Source organism: Brevundimonas nasdae, assembly GCF_019395145.1.
Lineage (GTDB): Bacteria > Pseudomonadota > Alphaproteobacteria > Caulobacterales > Caulobacteraceae > Brevundimonas > Brevundimonas nasdae.
In genome coordinates, this window is sequence record NZ_CP080034.1 from 1,266,907 (window position 1) to 1,293,853 (window position 26,947).

The following is a 26,947-nucleotide window of genomic DNA, read 5'->3' on the forward strand; positions in this document are numbered from 1 at the left end:
TCGCTATTCGGCGGCGACGTTCAGAAGCTTGCGCTCCGATGCGTCACCGTTCTTGCCGGGTGGGTTCAATGGGAAAATCAGACATACGCGCGCGCCGCGCAGGGTTTCCGCGTCCGCGAGCTTCAACTCGCCGCCGTGGTCCTCGCAGATGCGCTTTACTATGGCCAGGCCTAGCCCCGTGCCCTTTTCGCGCGTGGTCACATAGGGTTCGGTCAGGCGGTCGCGGTCGCGCGCAGGCAGGCCTACGCCATCGTCCTCGACCGCAAAGGTGGCGATGCCGTCGGTGATCGTCAGCGACGTGATCACGCCCGGCAGATCCGAGGCCGCCGGATCGCCGTCGGCCAGTCGGCGCGCAGCGACAGCTTCCCCGGCGTTCTTCAGGATATTCAGCAGCGCCTGCCCCACCATTCGGCCGTCGCACGTCTGCGTCGCCATGGGCAGAGGTTCGACCATGCTGACGACAATATCGGGCGCAGCGACGCGCTGTGCGAACACCGCCTCACGCAGCATCTCGGCCGGATTCGCCTGGGCGAAGCGCGGCGCGGGCATCCGGGCGAAGGACGAGAACTCGTCCACCATCCGGCCGATATCGCCGACCTGACGGATGATGGTGTCGGTGCAGCGGTCGAAGATCTCCACGTCCTCGCCGATGCGAGAGCGATATTTCCGCTTCAACCGTTCCGCTGACAGCTGGATCGGCGTCAGCGGGTTCTTGATCTCATGGGCGATGCGGCGCGCCACGTCGCGCCAGGCGGCGTTGCGCTGCGCCGTCACCAGACGCGTGATGTCGTCGAAGGTCAGCACCATCTCGCCGCCCAAACCGCCCTCGATCCGCACCCGCAGGCGCAAGGTCTCGCCAGCGCGGCTGACGTCGATGTCTTCTTCGATATGGGCCTCTGCGCGGCGCACCAGGTCGCTGAGTTCAGGCGACAGGCCGCCAAGCTCATGACCCAGCACCTCGGCCTCTTCGATGTGCAGCAGTTGCAGAGCGCTTTCGTTGATGGCGGATACGCGCCCCAGCCGATCCAGACCGATCACCCCCGCGCTGACGCCGGACAGAACGGTTTCAATGAACTTGCTTCGATCCTGCGCCTCTTCGCTGGCGTCCTTCAGCGCCGTCTGCTGGGCCTGCAGATCGCTGGTCATGCGGTTGAAGGCTTCAGACAGGGTCGCCACCTCGGCAGGCGCGCCATGACTGTCGACCCGCGCGGTGAAGTCGCCGCCCGCCACCTGGCCCGCCGCCTTCACCAGACGCCCGATCGGCGCCGATATGCTGCTGGCCGCCGACATGCCCAGCCAGACCGCCCCCACCAGCACCAGCAGCGCCGTCTCCAGATAGCTGAGGATGAAGGCCGACTGAATCCGCGCCCGGCTTTCCTGCGCCTCACGATAGGCGACGATGGACTGGCTTGACGCATTCATCCGCGCCACCAACCCCTCCTGCAGGGGCCTCACCAAATAGAGATAGGCGTCGCCATAGGCAGGCAGGGCGATGATCGAGCGCACAGCGTCCGGATGCTCCGTGACCTGCTGCGGCGGCTTGCCGCCCTCGGCTGCGGCTTCCAGCTCGGAGCGCGGGGGGGCCAGATAGGGCGGCGCCTTGGCGGACTCGCCGCGCGCCAGAACCTCGCCCTTGCTGTTGAGAATATAGACCGCCGGATAGCCGAAGATGTCGCCGATCTGCTGCAGCGCGTCGTTGAAGCGGATGCGGTTGTCGAACAGGCTGCGGGCGCCGGTCAGTTGGTCGGCGATGATCACCAGGTCGGAGTCCATAGTCCCCGACACGTCGTCGATATAGGCCCGCCCGACGATGGCGCCGTTTTCGACCGAGGCCTGGACGTTCTGGCTGAACCACTGATCGACGCCGCGCGTCACCAGCATGCCGAAGACCAGGGCGATCAGCACCGACGGGATCACCGCCACCATCGAGAACAGCGTGACGAACCTGAGGTGCAGACGCGAGCCCGCCTCATTGGTGCTTCGGGCCAGGGCGAAGACACGTCGTCCGACCAGAAAGGCCAGACCGGATATCAGGAACAGGTTGCCGATCAGGACATACAGCACCAGTTGGCTGCCGATCGAACCTTCACCGCCCGAAATCGCACTGGGCGCCACCGCCACCAGCCAGATGGTCGCTGCGGTGATGACGACGGCGATGACATAGGCCAGCCCAAACAGGGCCCGCGCACGTTCACCCTGCAACCGCCCCCAGAACGACTCATCGTCCGACACCAGGTCGGGCAAGGAGCTCACAGGGGGAGGCGTATCCGTCATGCCACAGCAGTTTCCCCCACCTGTGTCGCGCTTTCAACAACAGAGTTGCCGGATTTCAGCAAATTTCGCCGCCAAAGCTGAGCAATCTCTCGCTCAACAGCCTCTGGATCATCAAGGCGGCAAATTCTTGCCTTTGCCTCGCGACGGTGTTGCGGATCGGTCGGCCATGGCGCCTGCTCGATGTACCAACCCAGGTGCTTGCGGAACATGCGAAGTCCCAGCGGCATCCCATAGAAGGCGACCGACGCCCGCAGATGCTCGATCACGATCTGCAACCGCTCATCCACGTCAGGTTCGGCCAAGGCGACGCCGTCGATCAGCGCCCGCTCCAGGTGGGCCGCCAGCCATGGGCGGCCATAGACCCCGCGCCCCAACATCAGGCCGTCCGCGCCAGAACGGTCCAGGGCTTCACGCGCCTCTTCCGCCGTAATGATGTCGCCGTTGACGATGACGGGGATTTCGACCGCCGACTTGACCGCGCCGACAGCGTCCCAATCCGCCCGACCCGTATAGAACTGCTTGCGCGTGCGGCCGTGGACCGTCACCGCCTTGACGCCGATGTCCTGGGCGCGTCTGGCAAGTTCGGCGGCGTTCTTGCTGTCGTCATCCCAGCCCAGGCGCATCTTGACCGTCACCGGACGGCTGGTCGCCGCAACCGCCGCCGCCATGATCCGGCACGCCAGATCGGGGGTCCGCATCAGGGCCGAGCCTGCGGCCGATCCCGTGACCTCCTTTGCCGGACAGCCGAAGTTCAGGTCGATGATGTCGGCGCCCGCCTTTTCGGCCATCCGCGCCCCCTCGCCCATCTGATCCGGGTCACGTCCGACCAGCTGGATGACCGTCAGCGGCAGACCTGCGCCGACAGCCGCCCGACGCACCACGTCAGGCCGTGCGCGCGCCAACTCCTTGGCCGCCACCATTTCGGTCGCGACATAGGCGGCGCCCAGCTTCGAGGCCAGGACACGGAACGGCAGATCTGTGATGCCGGTCATGGGCGCCATCAGCACCTGTCCGGGCACCGTCACATCGCCGATCTGTAGGGTCTTCGCCATTTCCGCCTTTCGCCGCATTGGGACCGGGTTCGTCAAGCCTGACAGCGGCGGTTTGATGGTTTCGCTGAAAAGCGCTGACCTTTTCAGCATCGCGCATTAGTAAGGCCGCCATGAGGTTTTCAGGCATTATCGTTGCGGCTGGTTCCGGCTCGCGCGCGGGCGGCGACAAGCAGTGGCGCGCACTGGGCGGCAAGCCTGTCCTGCGCTGGTCGGTCGAGGCCCTGCTGAACGCCGGCGCTGATGAGGTCGTGATCGTGGTCGCCCCCGGCGAAGACGCGCGCGCCGCCGATGTTCTGGCCGGATTGTCCAACTGGCGAAGCGTGGACGGCGGGGCTGCACGGGCCGATTCTGTTCGTGCCGGCCTGGCCGCCCTGACCTGCCCGGCCGACCAGCCGGTCCTGATCCACGACGCCGCGCGCCCCCTGTTGTCCCAGGCCGTCATAGAGCGTCTGGTGGGCGCCCTGAATGAAGCCGACGGCGCCCTGCCCGCCCTGCCCGTGGCCGACAGCCTGCGCCGTGGCGAAAACGGCCGGATGGCGGGCGTGGTCGAACGCGAGGGCCTGTGGCGCGCCCAGACGCCGCAAGCCTTCCGCCGACAGACCATCGAGGCCGCCTACGCCGCCTGGACCGGCGCAGATGCGCCAACCGACGAAGCCGTCGTCGTCGAACGCAACGGCGGACGCGTCGTCCTGATCGAGGGCGACCAGCGGCTGATGAAACTGACCTACCCTGAGGATTTCGCCATGGCCGAGGCCCTGCTGCCCCGTCAGACCCGCATCGGCTCCGGCTATGATGTTCACCGCTGGGGGCCCGGCGGCTCGGTCTGGCTCTGCGGCGTCGAAGTTGCGCATGACCAGACCCTGATCGGCCATTCCGATGCGGATGTGGGTCTGCACGCTCTGACCGACGCCCTGCTCGGCGCCATCGCCGAGGGCGACATCGGTGATCATTTCCCGCCCAGCGATCCGAAGTGGAAGGGCGCAGCGTCCGACCGCTTCCTGCAACACGCCGCCGAACTGGTGACGGCGCGCGGCGGCCGCATCATCAATGTCGACGTCACCCTGATCTGCGAACAGCCCAAGGTGAAGCCGCATCGTCAGGCCATGCGTGAGCGGATCGCCGCCATTCTGGCCCTGCCGCTCGACGCCGTCAGCGTCAAGGCGACCACGACCGAGGGCCTGGGCTTCACCGGACGCGGCGAAGGCATGGCGGCGCAGGCCGTCGCGACTGTCGACATGCCCGCGCCGCAGGCGCTTTAACGCGCCGCCATCTTCCATTGCCGGAGCAATGAACCGAACAGATTGACGTAGTCGTCCGTCCACGGACGAACGTCTGTCCGCTCCAGCGTCCGCCAGCGCCCATCCGCGCGATAGGGGGCAAGTGCGGCTTCAGATTTGCCGATGATCAGCGCTTCGGTCGAGGCCTCGGACATGCCTGGCCCGTCCTTACGTTCGAAATAGATCTGATGCAGGTTCGGGACGTTCAGCGCCTGGGCCGCCGCCTCTGCGGGCAGAGTGATCTCAAGGTTCCGGTTCGACAGGTGCAGCACCACGACCCCGTCGGGTTTAAGCAGACGCAGATAGCCCTTGATCGCCTCGACCGTCAGCAGGTGTGTCGGCACGGCGTCAGACGTGAAGGCGTCGATGACCAGCAGGTCATAGGTTCCCGCGGGCTCCCGCTCCATCGTCAGACGGGCGTCGCCCAGAACCGTGCGAACGGGACCATCGGCGCAGCCATTGATGAAGCTGAACCACTTGGGATCCCGTGACAGGCGGTCCACCATCGGGTCGATTTCGAAGAAGGTCAGCCGGTCCTCGGCCCGTTTATAGGCGGCCATGGCGCCCGATCCCTGCCCCACAACGCCGATCACGGCGCCCTCGGGATGGCGTTCCTGGGTCTTGAGCGCCGACTGCCCCAGAGGCGTGCTTTTGGCGTAGTAGAGGGTGGGCGCGCACCGGTGCGAAGCCTCCATCGACTGGGCGCCATGCAGGGTCGTGCCGTGCATCAGCACATGGATCCGTCCGCCCAGAGCCTGATCCTGCGTCGTCGCCACGCGCATCACGCCAAAGAAGCTGCGCTCCGTCAGATCCCAGTCATAGCCGCGCGCGATATGCAGCCCCGACCAGACCATGGTCGCCAGCGCAATGGCGAACAGCAGCGCCCGATCCCGCACAAGAAACGCGATGACGGCAGCGATGCCCAGAATGCCCTGCGCAATCCGGGGCGTCTCGCCCGCGGGGACCATGGCCCTGAAATCGGGATTGTAGCGCATGATCTCCAGCAGAATCGGCGGCGCCAGTGCGATGGCCAGCGCGCCGAGGAAACAGATGATCTGCCACGGCTTGAAGGCGTCGCGTCCCCACGGGCGCAACAGGACCGCTGCGACCAGGACGATCGGATACTCCCAGACCATGTTGAAGATGACGGGCGCGATCAGGGCGTTGAACACGCCCCCGACGACGCCGCCGAACGACAGCAGCAGATAGAATTCGGTCAGGCGATCGGGGGCTGGCCGTCGCGCCGCCAGACGCTGGTGGCACATCAGGGCTGTGAAGAAGAAGGCCGCCAGATTGACGAAGAACACCAGCGCCCACTCGCCGGTGCGAAACGCGATCATCGCCGCGCACAGGGCCGCCGCCGCCCCGTGGAACGCCAGACCTATGTGCGGCGGGATGAATGGCCGCGACTGGAAGGCGATGACAAAGGTCAGCAGATACAGCGCCAATGGGATGACCCAAAGGAAGGGCGCCGAGGCCACATCGGTCGACAGGTGCGCGGTCACGCCCAGCATCAGGCTGGACGGCGCTGCCGCCAGCAGGACCAGCATACCCTTCTCCCGCCATGAGATCGGCGGGCTGACGGCCAACCTGGCGGGTTCGGGCGCCGCCTCCGCACGCCGCCGCCACACCACCAGCGACAAGCCGATCACCATCAGCAGGAACAGGGCGTAGCCGCCGCTCCACCCCCAGCGCTGTCCCGACAGGCTGGCCAGCGGCTCGATCAGCACCGGATAGGCCAGCAAGGCCAGGAAGCTGCCCAGATTGGACGCCGCATAGAGGACATACGGGTTTTTGCCGTCGGCGTGGGCCGCCCGCACCCGCGCATACCAGGCCTGCAACAGGGGCGCGGTCGCCGACAGGATGGCGAACGGGGCTCCGATCGACAGGGCCAGCGTGCCCAGCAGCCAGGCCACGGGCGCCGCCGGGTCAGGATCGCCCAACAGGCCGTTGATCTTCAGCGGCAGGAACAGGGCCGCCAGCAACAGCAGGCCCACATGCACCATGACCTGGGTTCGGATCGACCCGATCCGCTGCAGCAGGTGGGCATAGCCATATCCCGCCAGCAATGCGGTCTGGAAGAAGACCATCGACGCGTTCCACACCGACGGCGAACCGCCCAGCGTCGGCAGCACCAGCTTGGTCACCATGGGCTGAACCACGAAGACCAGACAGGCCGAGGTGAAGATGGCGACGGCGAACAGGATCGGTGTCGACCGGTCCCGTTTCATTTCCGAGACTGGCGTTGGAGCGTCCACGAAATCGGTCATGCCTCTGGTTAGAACCCGGTTCGGCGATTATGAAAAGCACATGTTCCCCGATGACATTCAGCAACTGGCGCAACAGATTGTCGCGGCGTCAACCGCGCGAGGATTGATGCTGGCCACAGCCGAGAGCTGTACGGGCGGTCTGGTCGCCTCGGCCCTTACCGCCGTTCCCGGCTCCTCTTCTGCGCTCGACCGGGGCTTCGTCACCTACAGCAATGAGGCCAAGAGCCAGATGCTGGACGTCCGCCAGACCACGCTGATGGCCCACGGCGCGGTGTCGGAAGAAACCGCGCGAGCCATGGCCGAAGGCGCCGTCTCCAACTCCCGCGCAGAAATCAGCGTCTCGGTCACCGGCATCGCGGGGCCCGGCGGCGGTTCGGACGACAAGCCGGTCGGGCTGGTTCATTTCGCGTCTCAGGGTCCAAAGGGCCTGACGCACGTCCAGAAACGGTTCGGCGAGATTGGTCGTGACGCCATTCGCATGGCCAGCGTCCGCACCGCCCTGTCGATGCTGGCGGATCAACTGGGGTGAGCCAACCCATCATCGTCGACGCGCGCGGTCACCGCTGCCCGACGCCCAGCCTGAAATTGCAGAAGGCCATGGCCGATGCTGCGCCGGGCGTGCGTTTCGTCCTGCTGGCGACCGACCCGATGGCGCGCATCGATGTGCCGTTCATGATGAGCCAGAAGAACGGACGCCTTGTCGAAATCCAGGACATCGACGGCGTCCTGCACCTCACCGTCGAGAGCGGACCCGCGACGCCCGACGCTCGGACAGATTGACGACCTCTGCGGGCGCTTCTTCGGGCACGCGCCGGGCCTTGTCGGCGATCTCCATTTCGGTGGCGAATGCGCCGCCATAGAAGATGGCGTTCACGTTCCACGACAGCCAGATCAGCAGGACCACCACGGCGCCCACCGATCCATAGGTGGCGCCCAGCGGCGCGATCTGCTCGACATAGATGGCGCACAGCCATGACGACACGACCGACATGCAGGTTGCGACCACGCCGCCCGTGATGGCCGGAACCCAGGCCACCGGCGTCGTATGGCTCATGGCATAGCGATAAAGCATGGTCAGCCCGATCACGAGGCCGATGGCCGGCAAGGCCGAATCGAACGGCATGAACCGCCCCTGTTCGGCGACCGCGCCCGTTGCATTTGCGGCATGGGCCATGATCCGAACCGTCACGACGGCGCCCGACACCACGGTGAACAGCGCAAAGGCGAAGACGGCGACGAAAAACGCCAGCAGGTTGAACTTGAAGAACCCATGCGGCTCTGTCTCGTCGTGGATCAGGTTCAGCCCGGCCAGCAGAGCCTTGAAACCCCGGTGCGCCGCATAGGCGCCGACGAACAGGGCGAACGCGCTTTGGGCCGACACCGTCCGCGCTGAGGCGTTGCTCAGCCGCGTGATCTCGCTCTGGAAAATGTTCTGCGCAGCGCTGGGCAGCAGATCCGACAGAGCCGTCGCCTGGGCGCTGACTTCATTGATCGACAGGCCCAGCTTGTAGAAACCGATCAGGATGGCGATGGCGGGAAACACGGCCAGCAGCGCAAAGAACGACACCCCGCCCGTGTAGAGCATCACGTCCCGGCCCCAGCTGCGCGTGAAGGCCCGGACCGCAAGGCCGCCCCAGAATCTGGGTGCCTTCAGCACCGAACGGGTCAGATTGTCACTCAAGCCGGTCCCCACAACCGTTACGCCAAGCGGCGGAACCTAGCGGATTCCCGCGCTCAAGGAAGTCGCAACCGCGTGAATGTTCCCGTATTGGGACGTTCGTCCACGACATAACTTCCTTAAGCATAGCATCCCTATGGTCCGCGCGCGGTCCAGGCGGTATGGGCGCGTTGGGACGGGGGCGTCCCCTGGAGACGATCTGCTTGGCTTTCGACGCGCGTGTATTGATCCTGGCGGCCGATGACGGTCGGATCGGGCCGCTGGCCGAGGGACTGGATGCGCTGGGCTGGCGCACCGTGACCGCCCGCGATCTGGCTTCCGCCGCCGCCACGCTGCAGGACTTCCCCCTGGAAGCGGCCATCATCGACATCGCTTCTTTTGCGCCTGACGCGGCCCTGCGCCTGCGCGCCGCCGCCGAACCGCGCCGCCTTCCGGTTCTGGTCGTCGGTGCAAGACCTGACACCATCGAAGGCGCTGATCTGGTCATGTCCGCGCCGCCGCACCCAGCTCAGGCCGCCCTGCGGCTGGAGCAGCTGGTCCGCGCCTCCATCGCCGAAGAGGAATATCACCTCCGCACCACGACCTTCTCCCTGCGCGGCGTCGATCTGACCGCCCGCCCGGACGACGAGGCCCCCTTGCGCATCCTGGCGGCCGGGTCGGCGGACCGGCGCTTCCTGGCCCTGTCCAATCTTCTGACCGCCCAGGGGGTCGAGGTGATCGCTGCGCCGACGCCTTACACCGCCTTCGACTATCTGCACGAAAGTCCGTTCGACGCCGCCGTCCTGTGGGGGGCGGAGGATCACGCCCCTGCCCTATCCATCGCCTCGGGCATGAAGCGGAACACCCGCCTCTATCACATTCCCCTGATGCTCTATCTGCGGGGCCAGACCGAGATGGGGTTGTCGGAGCTGTTCAATCGCGGGTTCGCCGATGTCTCAGCCGCCGACACGCCCGAGGATGAGACGGCCGAGCGTCTTCTGGCGCTGGCGGCGGCCCACCGTCGCCACCTGTCGATCCGCCGGGCGCTGGATTCGGTGCGAAGCCTGGATGTGATGGACCCGACGACGGGCCTGTTCACGCCTGAGCTGTTCGCCGCCCACCTGGGCCGCATCGCCGAAGGCGCCCGCGCGCGCCGCCGTCCCCTGTCGGTCTGCGTCCTGCGTGTTCGAGAAACCGAGGCCGTCGCCTGGGCGCGCCAGGGCAGTTGGCTGGATCGGGCCATGCCGCAGATCGGGGCGATGGTGTCGCGTCTGGTCCGCATAGAGGACACGCCCGCGCGTCTGGCCAAGGAAGTGTTCGCCCTGGCTCTGCCCGCCACCCATGCCGCCCAGGCCCGGCTGGCCGCTGAACGGATCGCCGCCGTCATCGGCTGCACCGCTTTCGACGCCGGCTCCGAGCGCTCGCCCTTCGTGGCCGAGTTCGATGTGGGCGTCGCTGAAATGCGCGAAGGCGAAGCCCCCGGCGCCCTGCTGGAACGCGCGTCCGCCGATCTGTTCGAACAGACGCGCTAGATCAACCGCAGGCGGGGCGCCTACGCCCCCGCCACCCGGGCCAGGTCGGCCGTGATCCGTTCCGCCACCTTCAGCCGGTCCTCTGCCGTCGGCCAGTCGCCTGACACCACGATCTTCTGATCCGGCCTGATCTTCCAGAACGCCTGGTTCTTCTGGATCAGCCCCACCAGCCCGACGGGGTTGGGGAAACTGTTGTCACGCAGGGTCAGCACGGCGCCGCGCGGGCCGATGTCGATTTTCTCGATGCAGGCCTTGCGGCAGTTCGCCTTGATGCCGACGATCTTCAGCAGTTGCTGCGCCTCGTCCGGCAGCGGGCCGAACCTGTCGATCAGTTCAGCAGCCAGGGCTTCGCGATCCTCGGCCTGCTCGGCGTCGGACAGGCGTCGATAAAGGCTTAGACGCACATTCAGGTCTGGGACGTAGTTCTCTGGAATCAGAACAGAAGCGCCGACGTTGATCGACGGCGACCAGCCACGATCCACTGAACCCGGCTCGCCGTTCTCGCGCAGTTCGGCGACTGCGTCCTCCAGCATCTGCTGGTACAGTTCGACGCCGACCTCGCGGATATGGCCCGACTGTTCATCGCCCAGCAGATTGCCCCCGCCGCGCTGATCCAGATCGTGGCTGGCCAGTTGGAACCCGGCCCCCAGATTATCCAGCGACTGCAGCACCTGCAGCCGCCGCTCGGCCGACAGGGTCATCGGCTTGACCGCATCGGTGGTCAGATAGGCGAAGGCGCGCGCCTTGGAACGCCCGACCCGTCCGCGGATCTGATAAAGCTGGGCCAGGCCGAACATGTCGGCGCGGTGCACCACCAGCGTGTTGGCCGTGGGAATATCCAGCCCGCTCTCCACGATGGTGGTCGAGACCAGCACGTCATATTCGCCGTCGTAGAAGGCGCTCATGACCTCCTCCAGTTGGGTCGCGCTCATCTGGCCGTGGCCCACGACGAACTTCACCTCCGGCACCTGTTCGCGCAGGAACTTCTCGATGTCCGGCAGGTCCTTCAGGCGCGGCGCGACATAATAGGCCTGACCGCCGCGGTATTTTTCTCGCAGCAGGGCCTCGCGCACCAGCACAGGGTCCCACGGCGTGACGTAGGTCCGCACCGCCAGACGGTCGACCGGCGGCGTGGCGATGATCGACATCTCGCGGATGCCCGACAGCGCCATCTGCAGCGTGCGCGGGATCGGCGTCGCGGTCAGGGTCAGCAGGTGCACGTCGGCGCGCAGGGTCTTCAGCTTCTCCTTGTGCTTGACGCCGAAGTGCTGCTCTTCGTCCACGATCACCAGACCCAGATCGCGGAAGCCGACCTGTTCCGACAGCACCGCATGGGTGCCGACGACGATCTCGACCGAACCGTCTTTCAGCCCCTGCCGCGTCGCCGACGCCTCCTTCGATCCCACCATCCGCGACAGCTGCCGCACCTTCACCGGCCACCCGGCGAAGCGTTCGGTGAAGGTCTTGAAGTGCTGGCGCGCCAGCAGGGTCGTGGGCGCGACAATGGCCACCTGCTGGCCCGTCATGGCCACGACGAAGGCCGCCCGCAGCGCCACCTCGGTCTTGCCGAAGCCGACATCGCCGCAGATCAGGCGATCCATCGGCGTGCCCTTGCCCAGGTCTTCCAGCACATCGCCGATGGCGTTCAACTGGTCGTCCGTCTCCTCGTAGGGGAAGCGGGCGCAGAACTCGGCGAACAGGCCGGATGGCGGAACCACGGCTTCGGTTTCACGCAGCGCACGTTTGGCCGCCAGCGCGATAAGCCCCTCGGCCATCGCCCGCAGGCGTTCCTTGGCCTTGGCCTTGCGCGCCTGCCAGCCAGCGCCGCCCAGCCGGTCCAGCTGCGCGCCTTCCGAGTCCGAGCCGTATCGGGTCAGAAGATCAATGTTTTCAACCGGCAGATAGAGCTTACTCTCACCGGCGTACAACAGCTCCAGGCAGTCGTGCGGCGCCTGCTGGATGTCCAGCGTCTTCAGCCCCTCATACCGCCCGATGCCGTGATCCAGGTGCACGACCAGATCGCCGGTCGTCAGAGCGGAAGCCTCGGCCAGGAAGTTCGACGCCCGCCGCTTCTTCCTTGGCCGCGCCAGACGATCGCCCAGGATGTCCGTCTCACAGATCACCGCCACGTCGTCGGTGACGAACCCATGCTCCACCGGCAGCACGCCGCGCAGATAGATGTCCTTGGGCGCGTTCTGGACGTCGTCCCAGTCGCGCACGGCGACGATGTGATCCAGCCCGTGGTCCGCCAGCATGGTCGCCAGACGGTCGGACGAGCCCTCTGTCCACGACGCGAACAGAACCCGCTTGCCCTCGCTTTTCAGCGCCTGGGCATGGGCAGCGACGGCCTCGAACAGATTGACGCTGTCCTGGGCCCGCTCCGCGCCGAACGTGCGACCCAGCCGTCCGCCTGCATCCTCTCCACCGCTGGAGAAGGGCGTGAAGCGCCGCACAGCACGACCGGCCAGGGCCTGGTTCCAGTCGCCTTCGTCCAGATACAGCCGTTTTGGCGGCAGGGCGCGATTGGCGCTGGCCCCGCCCTTGGTCTTGGCGGCCTCAGCCCGCGCCTCATAGGCGTCAGCGACCAGATCCCAGCGCTCGCTGCGCGCCGTCTCGACCTGATTGTCCAAGAAGACCTGCGCCTGATCCGGCAGGTAGTCGAACAGGGTGTCCAGCCCGTCGTAGAACAGCGGCAGCCACTGCTCCATGCCCTGGCGTCGCGCCCCTTCGCTGATGGTGGCGTACAGCGGGTCATCGCCCGGCGCCCCGAACAGGTTCAGGTATCCTGTGCGGAACCGCGAGATGGCTTCCTTGTCCAGCAGGGCCTCGGACACAGGCGCCAGGGCGACCGCCTTCATCTGTCCGGTCGAACGCTGGGTTTCAGGATCAAAGGTGCGGATCGATTCCAGCTCGGAGCCGAACATGTCCAGACGCACCGGCTCGGCGAAGCCGGGCGGGAAGACATCCACCACCCCGCCGCGCACCGCGAATTCGCCGCGCTCGGATACGGTCGAGGCGCGGACATAGCCATTGGCGGCGAAGTACCGCTCCAGCGCCTGGATATCCAGATCACGCCCGACCTTGGCGTCGAAACCCGCCAGCGTCGTCACCGACCGGGGCGGCGTGCGTTGCATGGCCGCCGACACCGTGGTGACCACCAGAACCGGCGCATCGTCTGGCTTGCGCTGGGCCAGCCGCGTCAGGGTCGCCATGCGTTGGGCGGCGATCCCGGCTGTTGGGCTAAGCCGGTCGTAAGGCAGGCAATCCCATGCCGGATAGTCCAGCACTTCAATATCTTGCGTGAAGAACTGAAACGCCTGAACGAATGCCCCGGACCGCTGATAATCGCGTGCGACGAACAGGCCGACGCCACCCGACTCCTTGACCCGTTCGGCGACGATCAGGGCGTCCAGACCTTCCGGCGCGCCGCCCAGCTCCGCGTCGGTCCGATGCACCTGCGCATCCATCAGCCGATCCCCTTGCTGACCTCGGCGGCCACATGCGCACGCATGAAGGCCCGCACCTTGGCCATCACCGGCGTCTCGAACTCGGGCGGTGTGGGATCACGTTCGATGATCCAGCCGTAAAGCCACTGATCCTCTTCATTGATCAGCCGCTCATACTCATCCAGTTCGGCGTCGCTCAGGGTCGGCGCCACCTGATCCGAGAACGGGCCCAGCACCATGTCGGCCTCACGGAAGCCCCGCCGCCACGAGCGGAACTGAATGCGGCCCAGCCGCTGCCGGCGTTCGGGGGTCATTTCGTCGCCACTTTCGCTTGGGGGACGCGCGTCGATTTCGGCCACAAGAATCCTTGCCCGGTCCAGACTTTCAAACAGGTTGGGTCAAATAGCGTCCCCGGAGCCACTTCGCCACCCGTGATGGTCACGCTATGTTCACGGCGATGCGTCCGCAGATTCTCTTTCCCCTGTTCGCCGAGGTCTCCACACTGAAGGGCGTGGGTCCTCGCGTCCTGCCGCTGGTGCAAAAGGTCGCGGGGCCCTTGGTGCGTGACCTTGCCTTCCTGAGCCCCTCTGGCGTCATCGTGCGCCGTCCGATGCAGGCCGCGACCGCCGTCGATGGCGAGGTCGGCGTCTTCGAAGTGACCATCGACCGGATGTTCGTCCCCAGCCGCCCCGGCGCGCCTTTGAAGGTGCGGGCCAGTGATCCGACCGGCTTCGTCCACATGGTCTGGTTCGGGGGCTCGGCCCAGCATGTCGACCGCCTTTTGCCGCGCGGCGAGACACGACTGGTCTCCGGCAAGGTCGAACGCTTCAACGGCGAGGTCCAGATCGTCCACCCCGACATCGTAACGGTGGAAAAGGCGACGGACATCCCATCGTCAGAGCCGGTCTATCCCGCGACACAGGGCCTGACCTCCCGCCAGCTGCGCAAACTGGTTCAGACCGCCCTGCCCGCCGCCCCCGACCTGCCGGAATGGCAGGACGCCGCCTGGCTGAAGAAGCAGAACTGGCTGGGCTGGCGCGCCGCGCTTGACGCCCTTCATGCGCCGACTGGCGAACTGGACCTGACGCCCGACGCGCCGGTGCGCCAACGTCTGGCCTATGACGAGTTTCTGGCTCACCAACTGGCCCTGGCCCGCCGCCGTCGCGCGCGTGAAATCAAACAGGCCCCGGTCATCGCACCGGGCGCAGCGTCCGAGCATCTGCTTCAGGCCCTGCCCTTCCAGCTGACCAATGCCCAGGCCCAGGCGGTCGCGGAAATCCGCCGCGATCTGGCGTCCGGCCAGCAGATGGGGCGGCTACTGCAGGGCGACGTCGGCTCGGGCAAGACCGCCGTCGCCGCGCTCGCCCTGGTCGATGCGGCCTCCAGCGGCTTCCAGTCCGCCCTGATGGCCCCGACCGAAATCCTCGCGCGCCAGCACTATGAAAAACTCGGCCCGATGCTGGCGGCGGCTGGCGTCACCGCCGTGCTGCTGACCGGGCGCGACACCAATGGCCAAAGGCGCGAGAAGCTGGCGGCCCTGGTCTCGGGTCAGGCCCAGATCGCCATCGGCACCCACGCCCTGTTTCAGGACGCCGTTCGTTTCGACCAGCTGGCCCTGGCCGTCATCGACGAACAGCACCGTTTCGGCGTCAACGAACGCCAGCGGCTTCAGGCCAAGGGCGACCCCCGCATCGGCGCCGTCCACCTGCTGACCATGTCGGCGACCCCCATCCCGCGCACGCTGGAGCTGACCCAGTACGGCGAACTGGAGGTCAGCCGCCTGACCGAGAAACCGCCCGGCCGCACGCCCGTCACGACCGCTGTCCTGCCGCTTGCCCGCATCGGCGAAGTCGCCGCCCGGCTGAAGACCGCCGTCGAAAGCGGGGCGCAGGCTTACTGGATCTGTCCGCTGGTCGCCGAATCCGAAGCCATCGACCTGGCCGCCGCCGTGGACCGCGCCGATGACCTGCGTCGTCTGCTGAATGTCGAGGTGGGACTGGCCCACGGCCAGATGCCCGGCGCCGAGCGCGAGGCCGTCATGGCCGACTTTGCGGACGGGCGGATTCCCGTGCTGGTCGCCACAACCGTCGTGGAGGTGGGCGTGGACGTGCCCAACGCCTCGATCATGGTCATCGAACACGCCGACCGCTTCGGCCTGGCCCAGCTGCACCAGTTGCGAGGCCGCGTGGGCCGGGGCGCCAAGGCCAGTTCCTGCATCCTGCTGTACGGCGGTCAGGACGGCGCGCTCGGGGAAACGGCCAAGGAACGTCTGGAGACCCTTCGCCGCACCGAGGACGGCTTCGAGATCGCCGAGGAAGACTTCCGCCTGCGGGGCGGCGGCGATCCTCTGGGCCTGAAACAGAGCGGCTTCCCCGCCTATCGTTTCGCCGATCCGATCCGGCACCGCAGTCTGATGCTGGCCGCCGCCGACGACGCCCGCCTGATCATGAACCGCGACCCGGACCTGACCTCAGAACGCGGCCAGGCCATTCAGGTGCTGGAAGAACTGTTCGACTGGAAGGCACACAAGGCAGGAGCGGACTGAATACGGCTCCGACCTCATCTTCGGGTCAAGCCCGAGGGTGACGGAACGAGGGAGAGGGCCACACCGACCGAAACCCGCCAACTCTCCTAATTCGCCACCCGAAGTCATTAAGATTCCACGAATTATTCCAACACATCGCCAATCATCCTCGCATCGCTTCAGGCCGTGTTAGGCTGATGCTCCGGTCTTTGAAATCCTCGGCCAATAGACTCATTAAACTCATTGGACTGCTTTTTTTCGCCGCCAGGTCGACGCCCTACCCGACCCGTCGGCTCCAGCCGTCGAAAGCAACCTCGACATTCGGTGGAACAATTGCCGACAGTTGCTTGTAATCCATGTCGATATGCAGGTTCGTCAGCACGGCGCGCTCGACATCTGCGGCGGCAATCCACTCCAACGCGCGGTCCAGATGGGCATGGGTCGGATGCGGCGTGTAGCGCAGCGCGTCCACGATCCAGACCTGGCATCCCGCCACCGCCTTGATCGCCGCATCATCCAGGTCGGACACGTCGCTGGAATAGGCCACGTCGCCCAATCGATAACCGACTGAACGAATCGGCCCATGCGCCTGATCGAAGGTGACGACCGGCACAGCCCCGCCCGCCCCGTCGACAGACCAGGGCGTGCCGTGAGGCGGAATGATCTGGCCGTCCAGAAGCGGCGGATAGCCAAACTTGGTCTCGAAGATGTAGTCGAACCGATAGGTCAGCGACGCATGGGTCACGGCATCCATCCACGCCGGTATCCGCTTGCGCGCCCGCGCCGCGAAGGTGCGCAGGTCATCGATCCCGTGCGTCTGGTCGGCGTGGTCGTGGGTGTAAAGAACCGCGTCAACGTGGCGGGTTCCGCTGGCCAGCATCTGCTCCCGCAGGTCTGGCGAGGTGTCGATCAGCACATTGGTCACGCCGTCCGGCCCGGTCTTTCTCGCCAGCATGGAACAGCGCGTGCGCCGGTTCTTCGGCTCGGCAGGATCACAAGCGCCCCAGTCTCCGTCGCCACGCGGCACGCCGCCCGATGATCCGCTGCCCAGAATGACGACTTCAAAGCTCATGCCGGTCTAGGTATCCGGTCAAAAAGGCTGAAAAATGCATCGGTCGTGCGCTGGTCGGCGTCTTTAGGGCTCCAGCCTCTGATTTCAGCCAGTTTGTCCAGCACATGACCGACATAGGCCGGCTCGTTCCGACGGCCGCGATGCGGGATCGGCGCCAGATAGGGGCAGTCCGTCTCCACGATGATCCGATCAGCCGGCATGTCGCGGATGACCGCCCGCACATCCTCAGCCGCCTTGAAGGTGGCAATGCCGGAGACCGAAAACCAGGCGCCCAGCTCAGCCGCCGTCTTCGCCAGTTCCGCGCCGCTGGTGTAGCAGTGCATCAGCATCCGAAACGGCCCAGCGGCATGTTCCTCGCGCAGGATTTCCGTCATCACCTCATCGGCCTCACGCGTGTGGATGACCAGCGGCAGGCCGGTTTCTCGCGCCGCCTTCACATGCTGGCGGAACACCGCCGCCTGAATGTCGCGCGGGCTGAAGTCGTAGTGAAAATCCAGGCCGCACTCGCCAATGCCCACGACCTTGGGCCGGTCGGCCAGTTCGATCAGGGTCTGCGCCGTCAGGTCCGCGGCATCCTTGGCCTCATGCGGATGGACGCCGACCGTGCACCAGATGTCGTCGTGCGCCAGGGCGATGCCGTGGGTCGCCTCGAAGGTCGTCAGCTTGTCGGAGATCTCGACCATAAGCTGCACGCCCGCCGCCCGCGCGCGTTCTATGACCGCATCGCGATCCTCGTCGAACTGGGGCGCGTGCAGGTTCACATGGCTGTCGATCAGCATTCAGCCCAGTCTTTCTTCTTGCGCCCGCGTCCGCCGCAGGTCCGCCAGCGCCCCCGCCAGCACATCGCCCCGGTCCAGGTTCAACCCCGCCGCCCGGTCCGGCAGCGGCTGCAGCCGCTCCCACAGCTCGGCCCAGCGATTGCCGCGTCCCGGCCCGCTGTTCAGCGCCCGCATCCGCACCGCCGCGATCAGCCGACCCATCAGGACCTCGAACCGATCCTGCCCCTCGGCGCCGCGGAACTTGTCTGCGATGGACAAGGCTTCGGTGCGATCGATGTCGCCCGCCACCCACTGGCGCGCCAGTTGGTCCATCTCGAATGTGGTTCCAGCGGCCAGAGCCAGGGCGGCGCCGGGAGATCCGCCCGCCATGGCGGCGGCATGTTCAGCGTCTTCGATATCGGCGCCCGTGCGGTTGCGCACCAGGGTCTCCAGACGCTCAGGCGTCCAGATCGGAAAGCTCAGACGACGGCAGCGAGACCGGATGGTCGCCAGCAGACGCCCCGGCGCATGGGTCACCAGGAACAGCACGCCACTCTCAGGCGGTTCCTCAAGAACCTTCAACAAGGCGTTGGCTGCGTTGATATTCAAGTCATCGGCGGCATCAATGATGGCCACCCGGTGCTGGGCCTGGGACGGGCTCTTGGAGAAGAATTCCGGCAGTTCGCGCGACTGGTCGACCGAGATCGACTTCTTGACCTTGCCGCCCTCGACCAGGCGTTCCAGCACCAGCAGATCGGGATGCGCCTGGGCCGAGATCAACCGGCTGACCGGATCATCGCGCCGTGCGCCCAAGGGTCCGCGCGCAGGATCAGGCGCCGCGCCCAACAGTCGCCTGGCCGCCCGATAGGCGAAGGTCGCCTTCCCGGTTCCCTCGACCCCGCACAACAGCCAGGCGTGATGCAGACGCCCCCGCTGCAAGGCGTCCAGAAACGCCTCTTCCGCCGCCGCGTCGGGGATCAGATCGAACCGGTCGCGGGGATGTTCGTCGCTCACAGCAGCCGATCCTCAACCGCGCGCCAGACCCGTTCCTCGACCTCCTCCAGCGTGCCGACGGCGTCTATCAGAACACACCGCTGGGGATTGGCTTCAACAATCCGCAGGAAGCCCTCGCGCAGACGCTGATGGAACTCCAGCCCCTTGGATTCAAACCGCGTTTCGAACAAACCGCGCCCAAACGCCCGTTCCAGACCGACCTCCACAGGCAGGTCGAACACCAGCGTCAGGTCGGGTTGGTCCGCGCCCACCACGCCCGCATCAATCTGCTCGATGAAGCTCTGGGCCACGCCGCCGCCTGCGCCTTGATAGGCGCGGCTGGAATCGGCGAACCGGTCACAGATCACCCAGTCGCCGGCCGCCAGTGCAGGCCGGATGGTCTGCTCCAGATGGTCAGACCGCGAGGCGTACATCAGCAAGGTCTCTGTCATGGCGGACCAGGGCTCGGCGTCGGTGGCCACGACCAGATTGCGGATCACCTCCGCGCCTTTGGAGCCGCCGGGCTCGCGGGTCCGCACCACATTGCGCTCGCCTAGCACAGCCTGCAGGCGCGTCATCAGGCGTCCGACCTGCGTCGACTTGCCGGCGCCTTCGCCGCCTTCAAAGCTTATGAATTTTCCACGGGTCACGCGCGCACAATGGCGACCCCGGCGCGGGAGGCAAGCCTTAGCGGCTGGATATCAACAGGGCGTCTGCATATCCCCGCGCCACAACGGCCTGACGGGCGCTTTCGGCGGCGGTTGCATCCTCCCAGGGGCCGACAACGACACGGTACAGCTCTCGCCCGCCGCTGTTCGTCGGCTGAACCGTCGCGCGATCACCCAAGCGCTGAGCGATTCGGCGGGCAGCCCGCGGATCAGCGAAGGCCCCGGCCTGCACCCACACGCCCCCAGTTTGCGCCATAGGCGGCGGCGCGACAATGGGCGGAGACGCAGCAGCGATGGCCGTATAGGGCACAGGTTGGGACGCAGGCGGCGTCCGTGCAGGGCGCACCTCAGCCTGCTGCAACACCACGCCGCCGCCCAGCCGCGGCGCCTGGCCCAGATAGCGAACCCGAACACGTCCGACGCCCTGGGAAATCATGCCCAATTCCTGAGCCGCGCCGCGCGACAGGTCGATGATCCGGCCATCCACGAACGGCCCCCGATCATTGATGCGCACGACGACCCGGCGCCCGTTCTCCAGATTGGTCACCTCGACCAACCCCGGCAAAGGCAGGGTTTTATGGGCGGCGGTCAGCTCATGCATGTTGAAGCGTTCGCCGGTCGAGGTTGGCCGCCCGTTGAAGGCGTCGCCGTACCAGGAGGCCATGCCGACCTCTTCATAGTTGGGCTGTTCCTTCGGCGTGTACCACCGCCCGCGCACCTGATAGGGCCGCATGGTGCCGGAAACGATCGGCGCGGGGTCGTTAACGACGGGAATAGTCCCGCCCCCGGGTCCGCCGCCAAAGGTGGAGCACGCGGCCAACAGCGAAAACAGCCCCAAAATCAGGGCGCTGCGCATCAATCTCACCGCTGTCATCCGTACGCCTCGTCACAATCGTGGAAAACAGCGTGACAGAAGACATTTCCGCTTTGGTTAATGAGGGGTTCGCCTGCTATGGTGTTCGCCCGACCGAGCGCAGCCGGTAAGGAAGTGTGGCCGAGTGGTTTAAGGCACTGGTCTTGAAAACCAGCGACGGTGAGAGCCGTCCGTGGGTTCGAATCCCACCGCTTCCGCCAGCGCCCTCGCAGCGTTTCCCATTTACGACGGCGTGGTGAAATGCTGCGCCAGATGTGTGTGGCGCGCTGCAAACAGCCCCAGGGTAACGATCATGGCTGTCAGTGAGGACAAAATGATCAGGCGCCGACACCGATGCGCCCAGTAAACGGTTTCGCCCAAGGCGATCACCAGCAACATGTTCGCCCCCCCGAACGCGTTAATCCTATGAACTAGGACGGCGCCCGGATGAAAAGACCGCATTATTATCCGCCGTCATGCGGTCCCTGCGCCTCCCTTACGGAATAAATGGCGCGCTACGCTACGCACGGTTGACTGTACGGCCACCGCCGTTATGGCTGCATCATCTTCATGCACGCCGCGTTCAATCATGCAGGATAGGGCAAGGCCCTCTGACGACGCCCTGCAGCAGGCGCACGATCGGCTGCTGCGTGACGATTCGTTCCAGTTCGACCGCACCGGCTATCAGCCGCCGAAGATGCCGCAGTGGCCCAAGTGGATAGGCGACATGCTGGAGGCCGTCGCCCCGGCCCTCAAATGGGTGCTGTGGATCGGTCTGGCCCTGCTGGCCGCCGCGATCCTTTACCTCATCATCCGTGAAATCCTGCAACTGCGTGGGCCGCGCGCCAAGCCTGACAAGCCCAAGGCGGCGGTTGATGCAGAGTGGCGGCCTGACGCACAGGCGGCGCGCGACCTACTGGCAGGCGCGGACGCCCTCGCCGCCGAAGGCCGCTATGCCGAGGCTGCACACCTGCTTCTGCTGCGCAGCGTCGAGGATATCGACAAGCACCAACCGCGCGCCCTGCGCATCTCCCTGACAACGCGCGAGATCGCAGGGATGGCCTCCCTGCCAGAGGCGGCGCGCCCGGCCTTCATGAAGATTGGTCGCGTCGTGGAGCGCAGCCTGTTTGGCGGCGCACCCGTTGACGCTGAGGATTTCGCCGACTGCCGCGACGCCTATGAAGCCTTCGCTCTTCCAGAAGGCTGGCGCGCATGAGCCGGACATCCCGGGCGGCCAGCGGCGCCTTTTCACCTGTCACCATGATCGTCGTCCTGGTTGTCGGCGTGCTGGCTCTGGCTGGCGTCGGCATCCTGTCGGCCTATTCGCCAGAGCTTAAGTCCGGCAACGACGGCGGCGGCCATGTCCTGTCAAAGGCTTCCACCGGCTTTGGCGCCCTGCCCGTTCTATTGCGCAGCCTTGGCGTCCCGGTCGTTCTGAATCGCGGCGTTTTGACCGACGCTTCGGATGACAGCCTTCTGGTTCTGACACCTGCGGTTCAGACCAAGCCGGAGCAGATCGACGACATCATTCACTATGGCCCGACCTTGATCATCCTGCCGAAATGGGTGGCGGCGCCGGACGCCAATCATGAAGGATGGGTCCGGACGCTGAACGCCTACAGCGGCAAGAGCAGTTTGGAGGTTCTGCCGGAAGGCCTGCTCAAGGATACGACCCTGATCGAGCGAGAGGGTCGCGCGACCGTGTCTTTGCGTCGCCCAAACGGAACGTCTTTCGGCAAGCCGATACAGATCGAGGCGCTGCGGACCATCGGCGGCGATGCCTGGATTCCGGTCGTGGTGACACAACAGGGTGACGCCATCCTGGCCATGCACCGTGAAACCCGCACCTATGTGCTGGCCGATTCCGACTTCCTGGACACTTCTGCACTCAAGAGCTTGGCCGGCGCCCGCACGGCGGTCGATCTGATCGAGATATTGCGGCCCGATGGTTCTCCCGTGGTGTTCGACCTGACCCTGCATGGGTTCCAGCGCACGCGCAGCCTGTTGCGGCTGATGCTTGAGCCGCCTTTGCTGGGCCTGACCCTGGTCCTGGCGGCGCTGGCTGTGCTGGCGGGGTTCCAGGCGGCGGTGCGGTTCGGTCCGGCGCGCGACCACGCCCGCATCATCGCGCTGGGCAAGCGCGGGCTGGCCGACAACACAGCGGCGCTGGTGCGGCTGGCCAAACGCGAACACCATATGGCCGCCCCCTACGCCCTGCTGGTCCGGGCCGCGGTCGCGCGCGTCATTGGGGCCCCGCGCAGCCTGAGCGACGATGAGTTGAACGCCTTCCTCGACCGCGTCAGCCGCACGACCGGCGCACATTCGACCTATTCCGCCTTGGCCGAGCGCGCCAAGGCGGCCAAGACACCCGGCGACCTGATGCAGGTGGCCGGCGACCTCTATCGCTGGAACCAGGAGCTGACCCGTGCACGTCAATGAGGTGAAGGCGGTCGCCGATCGCATCCGCACCGAAATCGCCAAGGCGGTCGTCGGTCAGGACGGCGCCGTCGATCTGTTGCTGACCGCCCTGTTCGCTGGCGGCCACGTTCTGTTGGAAGGTCCGCCCGGAACCGCAAAGACCCTGTTGGCCCAGGCCTTCGCGCGGGCCGTCGGCCTGGATTACGGACGGATCCAGTTCACCCCGGACCTGATGCCGGGCGATATCATCGGATCGAACCTGTTCAACTTCCAGACCTCGGCCTTCACCCTGACGCGCGGGCCGATCTTCTGCGAACTGCTGCTGGCGGACGAGATCAACCGTACTCCGCCCAAGACACAGGCTGCCCTGCTGGAAGCCATGCAGGAGCGGCACATCACCATCGACGGTCAGGCGCACGCCCTCAGCAAACGGTTCACCGTCGTCGCCACCCAGAACCCCATCGAGCAGCAGGGCACCTATCCCCTGCCCGAGGCCCAGCTTGACCGCTTTCTGTTCAAGCACGTCCTGGCCTATCCGTCGCTGGAGCAGGAACGCGCCATCATCGCCGCCTACGGATCGCGCACCGGCCAGATGGACCCCATCGCCTTGGGCGTTGAAGTCGTCACAGACGCCCCGACGATCGACGCCGCCGTGAACGCTGTCGCTGACGTGCGCCTGACGGACGAGGTCATCGGCTATGTCGCCGATCTGGTCCGCGCCACACGGGACTCGGCCGATGTGGACACTGGCGCATCGCCCCGCGCCGCCGCCATGCTGGCCGTCGCCGCCCGCGCCCGCGCGGCGCTGGAAGGACGTGACTATGTCATCCCTGACGACGTGAAGCTGCTGGCCCTGCCTGCCCTGCGCCACCGCCTGGTCCTGTCACCTGCCGCAGAGATCGAAGGCCGTCGCGTGGATCAGGTTCTGGCCGGTCTGGTCGAGCGGGTCGCGGCGCCCCGGTGATCTATCCCACGCGGCGAGCGGTGATGGTCATGGGCGTCGGCGCGCCTGTCGCGCTGCTGGCCGGCGTGCTGACGCCTGCGGGCTGGCTGGCTGGCCCCATCTGGATTCTCGCCGTCTTCGCCTTGATTGCGATCGACGCCGTGCGCGCCGGATCACGCACAGGGCTAAGCCTCGACGCGCCGGAGCCAGTGCGCGCAGCGGTGGGCCGCCCCGGCGTGACGGGCTTCATTGTTCGGTTCGCAAGCAAGGGTCCGGCGCCGCAGACGGTGGAGGCCGCCGCCTCCGCCGACGCGCGCCTGGGCCTGACCACAGCATCCCGACAGGCGAAGGTTGAAGATCGTTCCGCCATCCTGACCTTCCCCTTCACGCCGGAACGACGCGGAACGGCGGAGTTTGAAAACCTTTGGGTGCGCTGGCGCGGCCCTCTGGGGTTGGCGTGGAAGCAGAAGATTTTCAGCCTGAACCTGCCCGCGCCGGTCCTGACCGATCTTCAGTCCGTCCGCGACCAGGCCGTGCGCCTGTTCGCCCGCGACGCCCTGTTCGGCGCCAAGACCCAGATCGAAATGGGAGAGGGCTCGGAGTTCCAGTCCCTGCGTGATTACCAGGCGGGCATGGATCGTCGCGCCATCGACTGGAAACAGTCGGCCCGCCACGCCGCCTTGCTGGCCAAGGAATTCCGCACCGAACGCAACCACAATGTCATCATGGCGCTGGATTGCGGACGCGCAGCCTGCGAACCGGTCGGCGGCGTGCCCCGCATCGACCGCGCCATCAACGCCGCCCTTCTATTGTCTTACGCCTGCCTGCGATCCGGCGATCGCGCGGGCCTGTTCGCCTTCGATTCCGCGCCGCGCGTGACGACCGGCGCCCTGGGCGGCCTCAACGCCTTCCGCAGCCTTCAAGCGGTCGCAGGACGCATCGACTATTCGACGCACGAGACCAACTACACCCTGGCTCTCTCGACCCTGTCCGGTCAGCTTCAACGCCGTTCTCTGGTCGTCGTCTTCACCGACTTCACCGATTCCACCGCCGCCGAGCTGATGATCGAATCGCTTGGCCGTCTGCTGCGGCGGCACCTGGTGCTGTTCGTGGTCATGCGCGACGAGGAACTGGAAAGCCTGACCGCCGCAGAACCGCAGGAGCCTGAGGATGTCGCCCGCGCCGTCGTCGCCGGATCCCTGCTGCGTGAGCGTGATGTGGTGGTCAGCCGCCTGCGCCGCATGGGGGCCCATATCGTCGACACCCCCGCCGACCGGATCGGCCCGGAAGTCATCAACGCCTATCTGGATCTGAAGCGGAGGGACCTGCTGTGACCGACGTTCGTCCCACCCAATTGCTGAAAAGCCAGCGTTTCCGCCAGCAGCGCGAGGGCGACTGGCGCCGCCTCGAACAACTGATGACCAAGGCCGAGGCGGGATCGGCGTCCAAGCTGACGGACGAGGAGATCCTGGCCATCCCAGTTCTCTATCGTTCGACCCTTTCGGCCCTGTCTGTCGCGCGGGAAACCTCGCTGGACCTGGGGCTGGTCGAATATCTGGAGACCCTGTCCGCCCGCGCCTATTTCTTCGTATATGGGTCTCGCGCCACCCTGCAGGATCGCCTGACCAGCTTCTTCCGCAACGACTGGCCCAATGCCGTGCGTGGTCTGTGGCGCGAAACACTGATCTCGACCGCCCTAATGCTGCTGGGCGCGGCGGTGGCGGCCTGGCTCGTGCTTCACGAACCGGAATGGTTCTACGCCTTCGTGCCGGGTGAGCTGGCCGGCGGGCGCGATCCCGCCGCCTCGACCGAGGCGCTGCGCTCCACCCTGGACGGGTCAGACGGCAATGGCGGCCTGTCCGTCTTCGCCGCCTTCCTGTTCACCCATAACGCCCAGGTCGCCATCCTGGCCTTTGCACTGGGGTTCGCCCTTTGCCTGCCGACGGGGATGCTGATCCTCTATAACGGCGCGACACTGGGCGCCTTCGTCGCCCTGTTCGCCAGCCGGGGTCTGGGCGTTGAGGTTGGCGGCTGGCTGCTGATCCACGGCGTGACTGAACTGTTCGCCGTCATCCTGGCGGGCGCGGCAGGCTTCCGCATCGGCTGGGCCGTGGCCTTCCCCGGACAGAAACGCCGTCTGGACGCCGCAGTAGAGGCCGGACGCACCGCCGCCATCGTCATGGGCGGGGTGGTGGTCATGCTGTTCTTTGCGGGATTGCTGGAAGGGTTTGGCCGCCAATTGGTCGTTCACACCGGTCTTCGCTACGGCGTCGCGGCGTTCACCGCCCTGGTCTGGGCCGCCTATTTCTACTTCCCCCGCAGAGAGGCGCGTCTTGGCCGCTGAACCCGTCGCCCGCTCCGGAACCGCACGCACCTTCGTCACGCCGGAAGGCGTCGATCTGCGTCTGAACATCGGCGAGGCTGGTCAGCGCGCCGCCGCCTTCCTGCTGGACGCCGCCATCATCATCGGCGTGCTGATCGCCTTCACCATCATCGCCTTGTTGATGGGAATCGGCGCGGCCGCAGGGGGCGGCAGACAAGGCGCAGAGATCGTCGCCGTCATCTGGCTGTTGGTCTTCTTCGTATTGCGGAACTTCTATTTCACCGGGTTCGAACTGTCCGCAGCCGCCGCAACGCCAGGCAAGCGCGTCATGGGCCTGCGCGTCGCGTCACGCGACGGCGGGCGGTTGAAGGCGGAATCGGTTTTCGCCCGCAACGCCCTGCGCGAACTGGAAGTGTTCCTGCCGCTGTCCCTGTTGATCAGCCGGGCGGGTCAGGGCGTCAACGCCTGGATGTATCTGCTGGCGCTGGTCTGGGCCGGGATTTTCGTCTTCTTCCCCCTTTTCAACAAGGACCGCCTGCGTGCGGGCGATCTTGTGGGCGGCACCTGGGTCGTGCGTACGCCCAAGCGCAAGCTGACCCGCGACATGGCAGACGACGGCTCGCAACGCCTTACCGCCTACGACTTCACCTCGGCGCAGATTGACGCCTATGGCGCCAAAGAGTTGCATGTCCTTGAAACCGTCCTGCGCCAGCGCGACCGCAACACCATGAAGGCCGTCGCCGAACGCATCGCCAACAAGATCGACTGGTCCCGCACCGACGACCGCGACTACGATTTCCTCAGCGCCTACTACGCCGCCCTGCGCGGTCGGCTGGAGCAACGGCTGCTGATGGGCGTTCGACGCCGCGACAAGCACGACGTCTGAG

The 26,947-nt window shown here is 66.2% G+C and carries 23 protein-coding genes and 1 tRNA gene; 12 read left to right on the top strand and 12 right to left on the bottom strand.

Annotated features, from left to right (window positions below):
• Positions 1-3 precede the first annotated feature (3 nt).
• Positions 4-2,253, bottom strand: coding sequence for a sensor histidine kinase NtrY-like (locus KWG56_RS06210; RefSeq protein WP_244999666.1), 2,250 nt, complete (start codon positions 2,251-2,253; stop codon positions 4-6).
• Positions 2,254-2,270: 17 nt separating this feature from the next.
• Positions 2,271-3,326, bottom strand: a complete 1,056-nt coding sequence (gene dusB, locus KWG56_RS06215; protein WP_219354126.1) for a tRNA dihydrouridine synthase DusB — start codon at positions 3,324-3,326, stop codon at positions 2,271-2,273.
• A gap of 110 nt (positions 3,327-3,436) precedes the next feature.
• Between dusB and KWG56_RS06220 the strand changes: the two genes are divergently transcribed.
• Positions 3,437-4,585 carry a bifunctional 2-C-methyl-D-erythritol 4-phosphate cytidylyltransferase/2-C-methyl-D-erythritol 2,4-cyclodiphosphate synthase gene (locus KWG56_RS06220; protein WP_219354127.1) on the top strand — a complete coding sequence of 383 codons (1,149 nt, stop codon included), beginning with the start codon at positions 3,437-3,439 and terminating at the stop codon, positions 4,583-4,585.
• Here KWG56_RS06220 and KWG56_RS06225 read toward each other — a convergent pair.
• Entirely contained in the window at positions 4,582-6,873 is a 2,292-nt protein-coding gene (locus tag KWG56_RS06225; protein WP_219354128.1) for a fused MFS/spermidine synthase, read from the bottom strand. The genes KWG56_RS06220 and KWG56_RS06225 overlap by 4 nt on opposite strands.
• Between KWG56_RS06225 and KWG56_RS06230 the strand changes: the two genes are divergently transcribed.
• Together KWG56_RS06230 and KWG56_RS06235 are read left to right on the top strand one after the other, a co-directional pair.
• Complete coding sequence (locus tag KWG56_RS06230) at positions 6,872-7,402, top strand: CinA family protein (protein ID WP_373274043.1); 531 nt, start codon at positions 6,872-6,874, stop codon at positions 7,400-7,402. The two genes, KWG56_RS06225 and KWG56_RS06230, sit on opposite strands and share 2 nt — an antisense overlap.
• Positions 7,399-7,653 (top strand): sulfurtransferase TusA family protein, encoded by a 255-nt coding sequence (locus KWG56_RS06235; protein WP_219354129.1) that lies wholly within the window; start codon positions 7,399-7,401, stop codon positions 7,651-7,653. The genes KWG56_RS06230 and KWG56_RS06235 overlap by 4 nt, the downstream gene beginning before the upstream one ends.
• Here the strand turns inward: KWG56_RS06235 and KWG56_RS06240 are convergent.
• Positions 7,607-8,554 (bottom strand): YihY/virulence factor BrkB family protein, encoded by a 948-nt coding sequence (locus KWG56_RS06240; protein WP_236261107.1) that lies wholly within the window; start codon positions 8,552-8,554, stop codon positions 7,607-7,609. The two genes, KWG56_RS06235 and KWG56_RS06240, sit on opposite strands and share 47 nt — an antisense overlap.
• 200 nt (positions 8,555-8,754) lie before the next feature.
• Between KWG56_RS06240 and KWG56_RS06245 the strand changes: the two genes are divergently transcribed.
• Positions 8,755-10,062 (top strand): diguanylate cyclase domain-containing protein, encoded by a 1,308-nt coding sequence (locus tag KWG56_RS06245; protein ID WP_219354130.1) that lies wholly within the window; start codon positions 8,755-8,757, stop codon positions 10,060-10,062.
• Between the two features lie 20 nt (positions 10,063-10,082).
• Here the strand turns inward: KWG56_RS06245 and mfd are convergent, their stop codons facing one another.
• Together mfd and KWG56_RS06255 are read right to left on the bottom strand one after the other, a co-directional pair.
• Positions 10,083-13,529, bottom strand: a complete 3,447-nt coding sequence (gene mfd / locus KWG56_RS06250; protein ID WP_219354131.1) for a transcription-repair coupling factor — start codon at positions 13,527-13,529, stop codon at positions 10,083-10,085.
• Positions 13,529-13,822, bottom strand: a complete 294-nt coding sequence (locus KWG56_RS06255; protein WP_219354132.1) for an FAD assembly factor SdhE — start codon at positions 13,820-13,822, stop codon at positions 13,529-13,531. The genes mfd and KWG56_RS06255 overlap by 1 nt, the downstream gene beginning before the upstream one ends.
• A gap of 143 nt (positions 13,823-13,965) precedes the next feature.
• On the opposite strand from KWG56_RS06255, the gene recG reads away from it, so the two are divergent.
• Positions 13,966-16,053, top strand: coding sequence for an ATP-dependent DNA helicase RecG (gene recG / locus KWG56_RS06260; RefSeq protein WP_219355215.1), 2,088 nt, complete (start codon positions 13,966-13,968; stop codon positions 16,051-16,053).
• 256 nt (positions 16,054-16,309) lie between these two features.
• Here the strand turns inward: recG and KWG56_RS06265 are convergent, their stop codons facing one another.
• From KWG56_RS06265 to KWG56_RS06285, 5 genes are read right to left on the bottom strand one after another with little or no spacing between them, the layout of a single operon-like run.
• The gene (locus KWG56_RS06265) at positions 16,310-17,104 is read right to left on the bottom strand and encodes an MBL fold metallo-hydrolase (protein ID WP_219354133.1); all 795 of its coding nucleotides are present in this window, start codon (positions 17,102-17,104) and stop codon (positions 16,310-16,312) included.
• Positions 17,101-17,883 (bottom strand): TatD family hydrolase, encoded by a 783-nt coding sequence (locus KWG56_RS06270; protein WP_219354134.1) that lies wholly within the window; start codon positions 17,881-17,883, stop codon positions 17,101-17,103. Before KWG56_RS06270 ends, KWG56_RS06265 begins: the two co-directional genes overlap by 4 nt.
• Complete coding sequence (locus tag KWG56_RS06275) at positions 17,884-18,876, bottom strand: DNA polymerase III subunit delta' (RefSeq protein ID WP_219354135.1); 993 nt, start codon at positions 18,874-18,876, stop codon at positions 17,884-17,886.
• The gene (gene tmk / locus KWG56_RS06280; RefSeq protein ID WP_219354136.1) at positions 18,873-19,505 is read right to left on the bottom strand and encodes a dTMP kinase; all 633 of its coding nucleotides are present in this window, start codon (positions 19,503-19,505) and stop codon (positions 18,873-18,875) included. The genes KWG56_RS06275 and tmk overlap by 4 nt, the downstream gene beginning before the upstream one ends.
• A 37-nt stretch (positions 19,506-19,542) precedes the next feature.
• Positions 19,543-20,379 (bottom strand): septal ring lytic transglycosylase RlpA family protein, encoded by an 837-nt coding sequence (locus KWG56_RS06285; RefSeq protein WP_244999667.1) that lies wholly within the window; start codon positions 20,377-20,379, stop codon positions 19,543-19,545.
• Between the two features lie 128 nt (positions 20,380-20,507).
• Here KWG56_RS06285 and KWG56_RS06290 point away from each other — a divergent pair.
• Positions 20,508-20,597: transfer RNA gene (locus tag KWG56_RS06290), tRNA-Ser, on the top strand.
• 22 nt (positions 20,598-20,619) lie between these two features.
• On the opposite strand, the gene KWG56_RS06295 is transcribed toward KWG56_RS06290, so the two are convergent.
• Positions 20,620-20,775 carry a hypothetical protein gene (locus KWG56_RS06295; RefSeq protein WP_219354138.1) on the bottom strand — a complete coding sequence of 52 codons (156 nt, stop codon included), beginning with the start codon at positions 20,773-20,775 and terminating at the stop codon, positions 20,620-20,622.
• A gap of 190 nt (positions 20,776-20,965) precedes the next feature.
• On the opposite strand from KWG56_RS06295, the gene KWG56_RS06300 reads away from it, so the two are divergent.
• From KWG56_RS06300 to KWG56_RS06325, 6 genes are read left to right on the top strand one after another with little or no spacing between them, the layout of a single operon-like run.
• A complete protein-coding gene (locus KWG56_RS06300) occupies positions 20,966-21,592 on the top strand; it encodes a DUF4129 domain-containing protein (protein ID WP_219354139.1) in 627 nt (208 codons plus the stop codon).
• Complete coding sequence (locus KWG56_RS06305) at positions 21,589-22,815, top strand: DUF4350 domain-containing protein (protein ID WP_244999668.1); 1,227 nt, start codon at positions 21,589-21,591, stop codon at positions 22,813-22,815. The genes KWG56_RS06300 and KWG56_RS06305 overlap by 4 nt, the downstream gene beginning before the upstream one ends.
• Positions 22,802-23,758 (top strand): AAA family ATPase, encoded by a 957-nt coding sequence (locus KWG56_RS06310; RefSeq protein WP_219354140.1) that lies wholly within the window; start codon positions 22,802-22,804, stop codon positions 23,756-23,758. The genes KWG56_RS06305 and KWG56_RS06310 overlap by 14 nt, the downstream gene beginning before the upstream one ends.
• On the top strand, positions 23,755-25,071 hold the full coding sequence (locus KWG56_RS06315; protein ID WP_219354141.1) for a DUF58 domain-containing protein: 1,317 nt from the start codon (positions 23,755-23,757) through the stop codon (positions 25,069-25,071). The genes KWG56_RS06310 and KWG56_RS06315 overlap by 4 nt, the downstream gene beginning before the upstream one ends.
• Entirely contained in the window at positions 25,068-26,081 is a 1,014-nt protein-coding gene (locus KWG56_RS06320) for a stage II sporulation protein M (protein ID WP_244999669.1), read from the top strand. Before KWG56_RS06315 ends, KWG56_RS06320 begins: the two co-directional genes overlap by 4 nt.
• Positions 26,071-26,946, top strand: a complete 876-nt coding sequence (locus KWG56_RS06325; RefSeq protein WP_219354142.1) for an RDD family protein — start codon at positions 26,071-26,073, stop codon at positions 26,944-26,946. Before KWG56_RS06320 ends, KWG56_RS06325 begins: the two co-directional genes overlap by 11 nt.
• The last annotated feature ends 1 nt before the right edge of the window (position 26,947 follow it).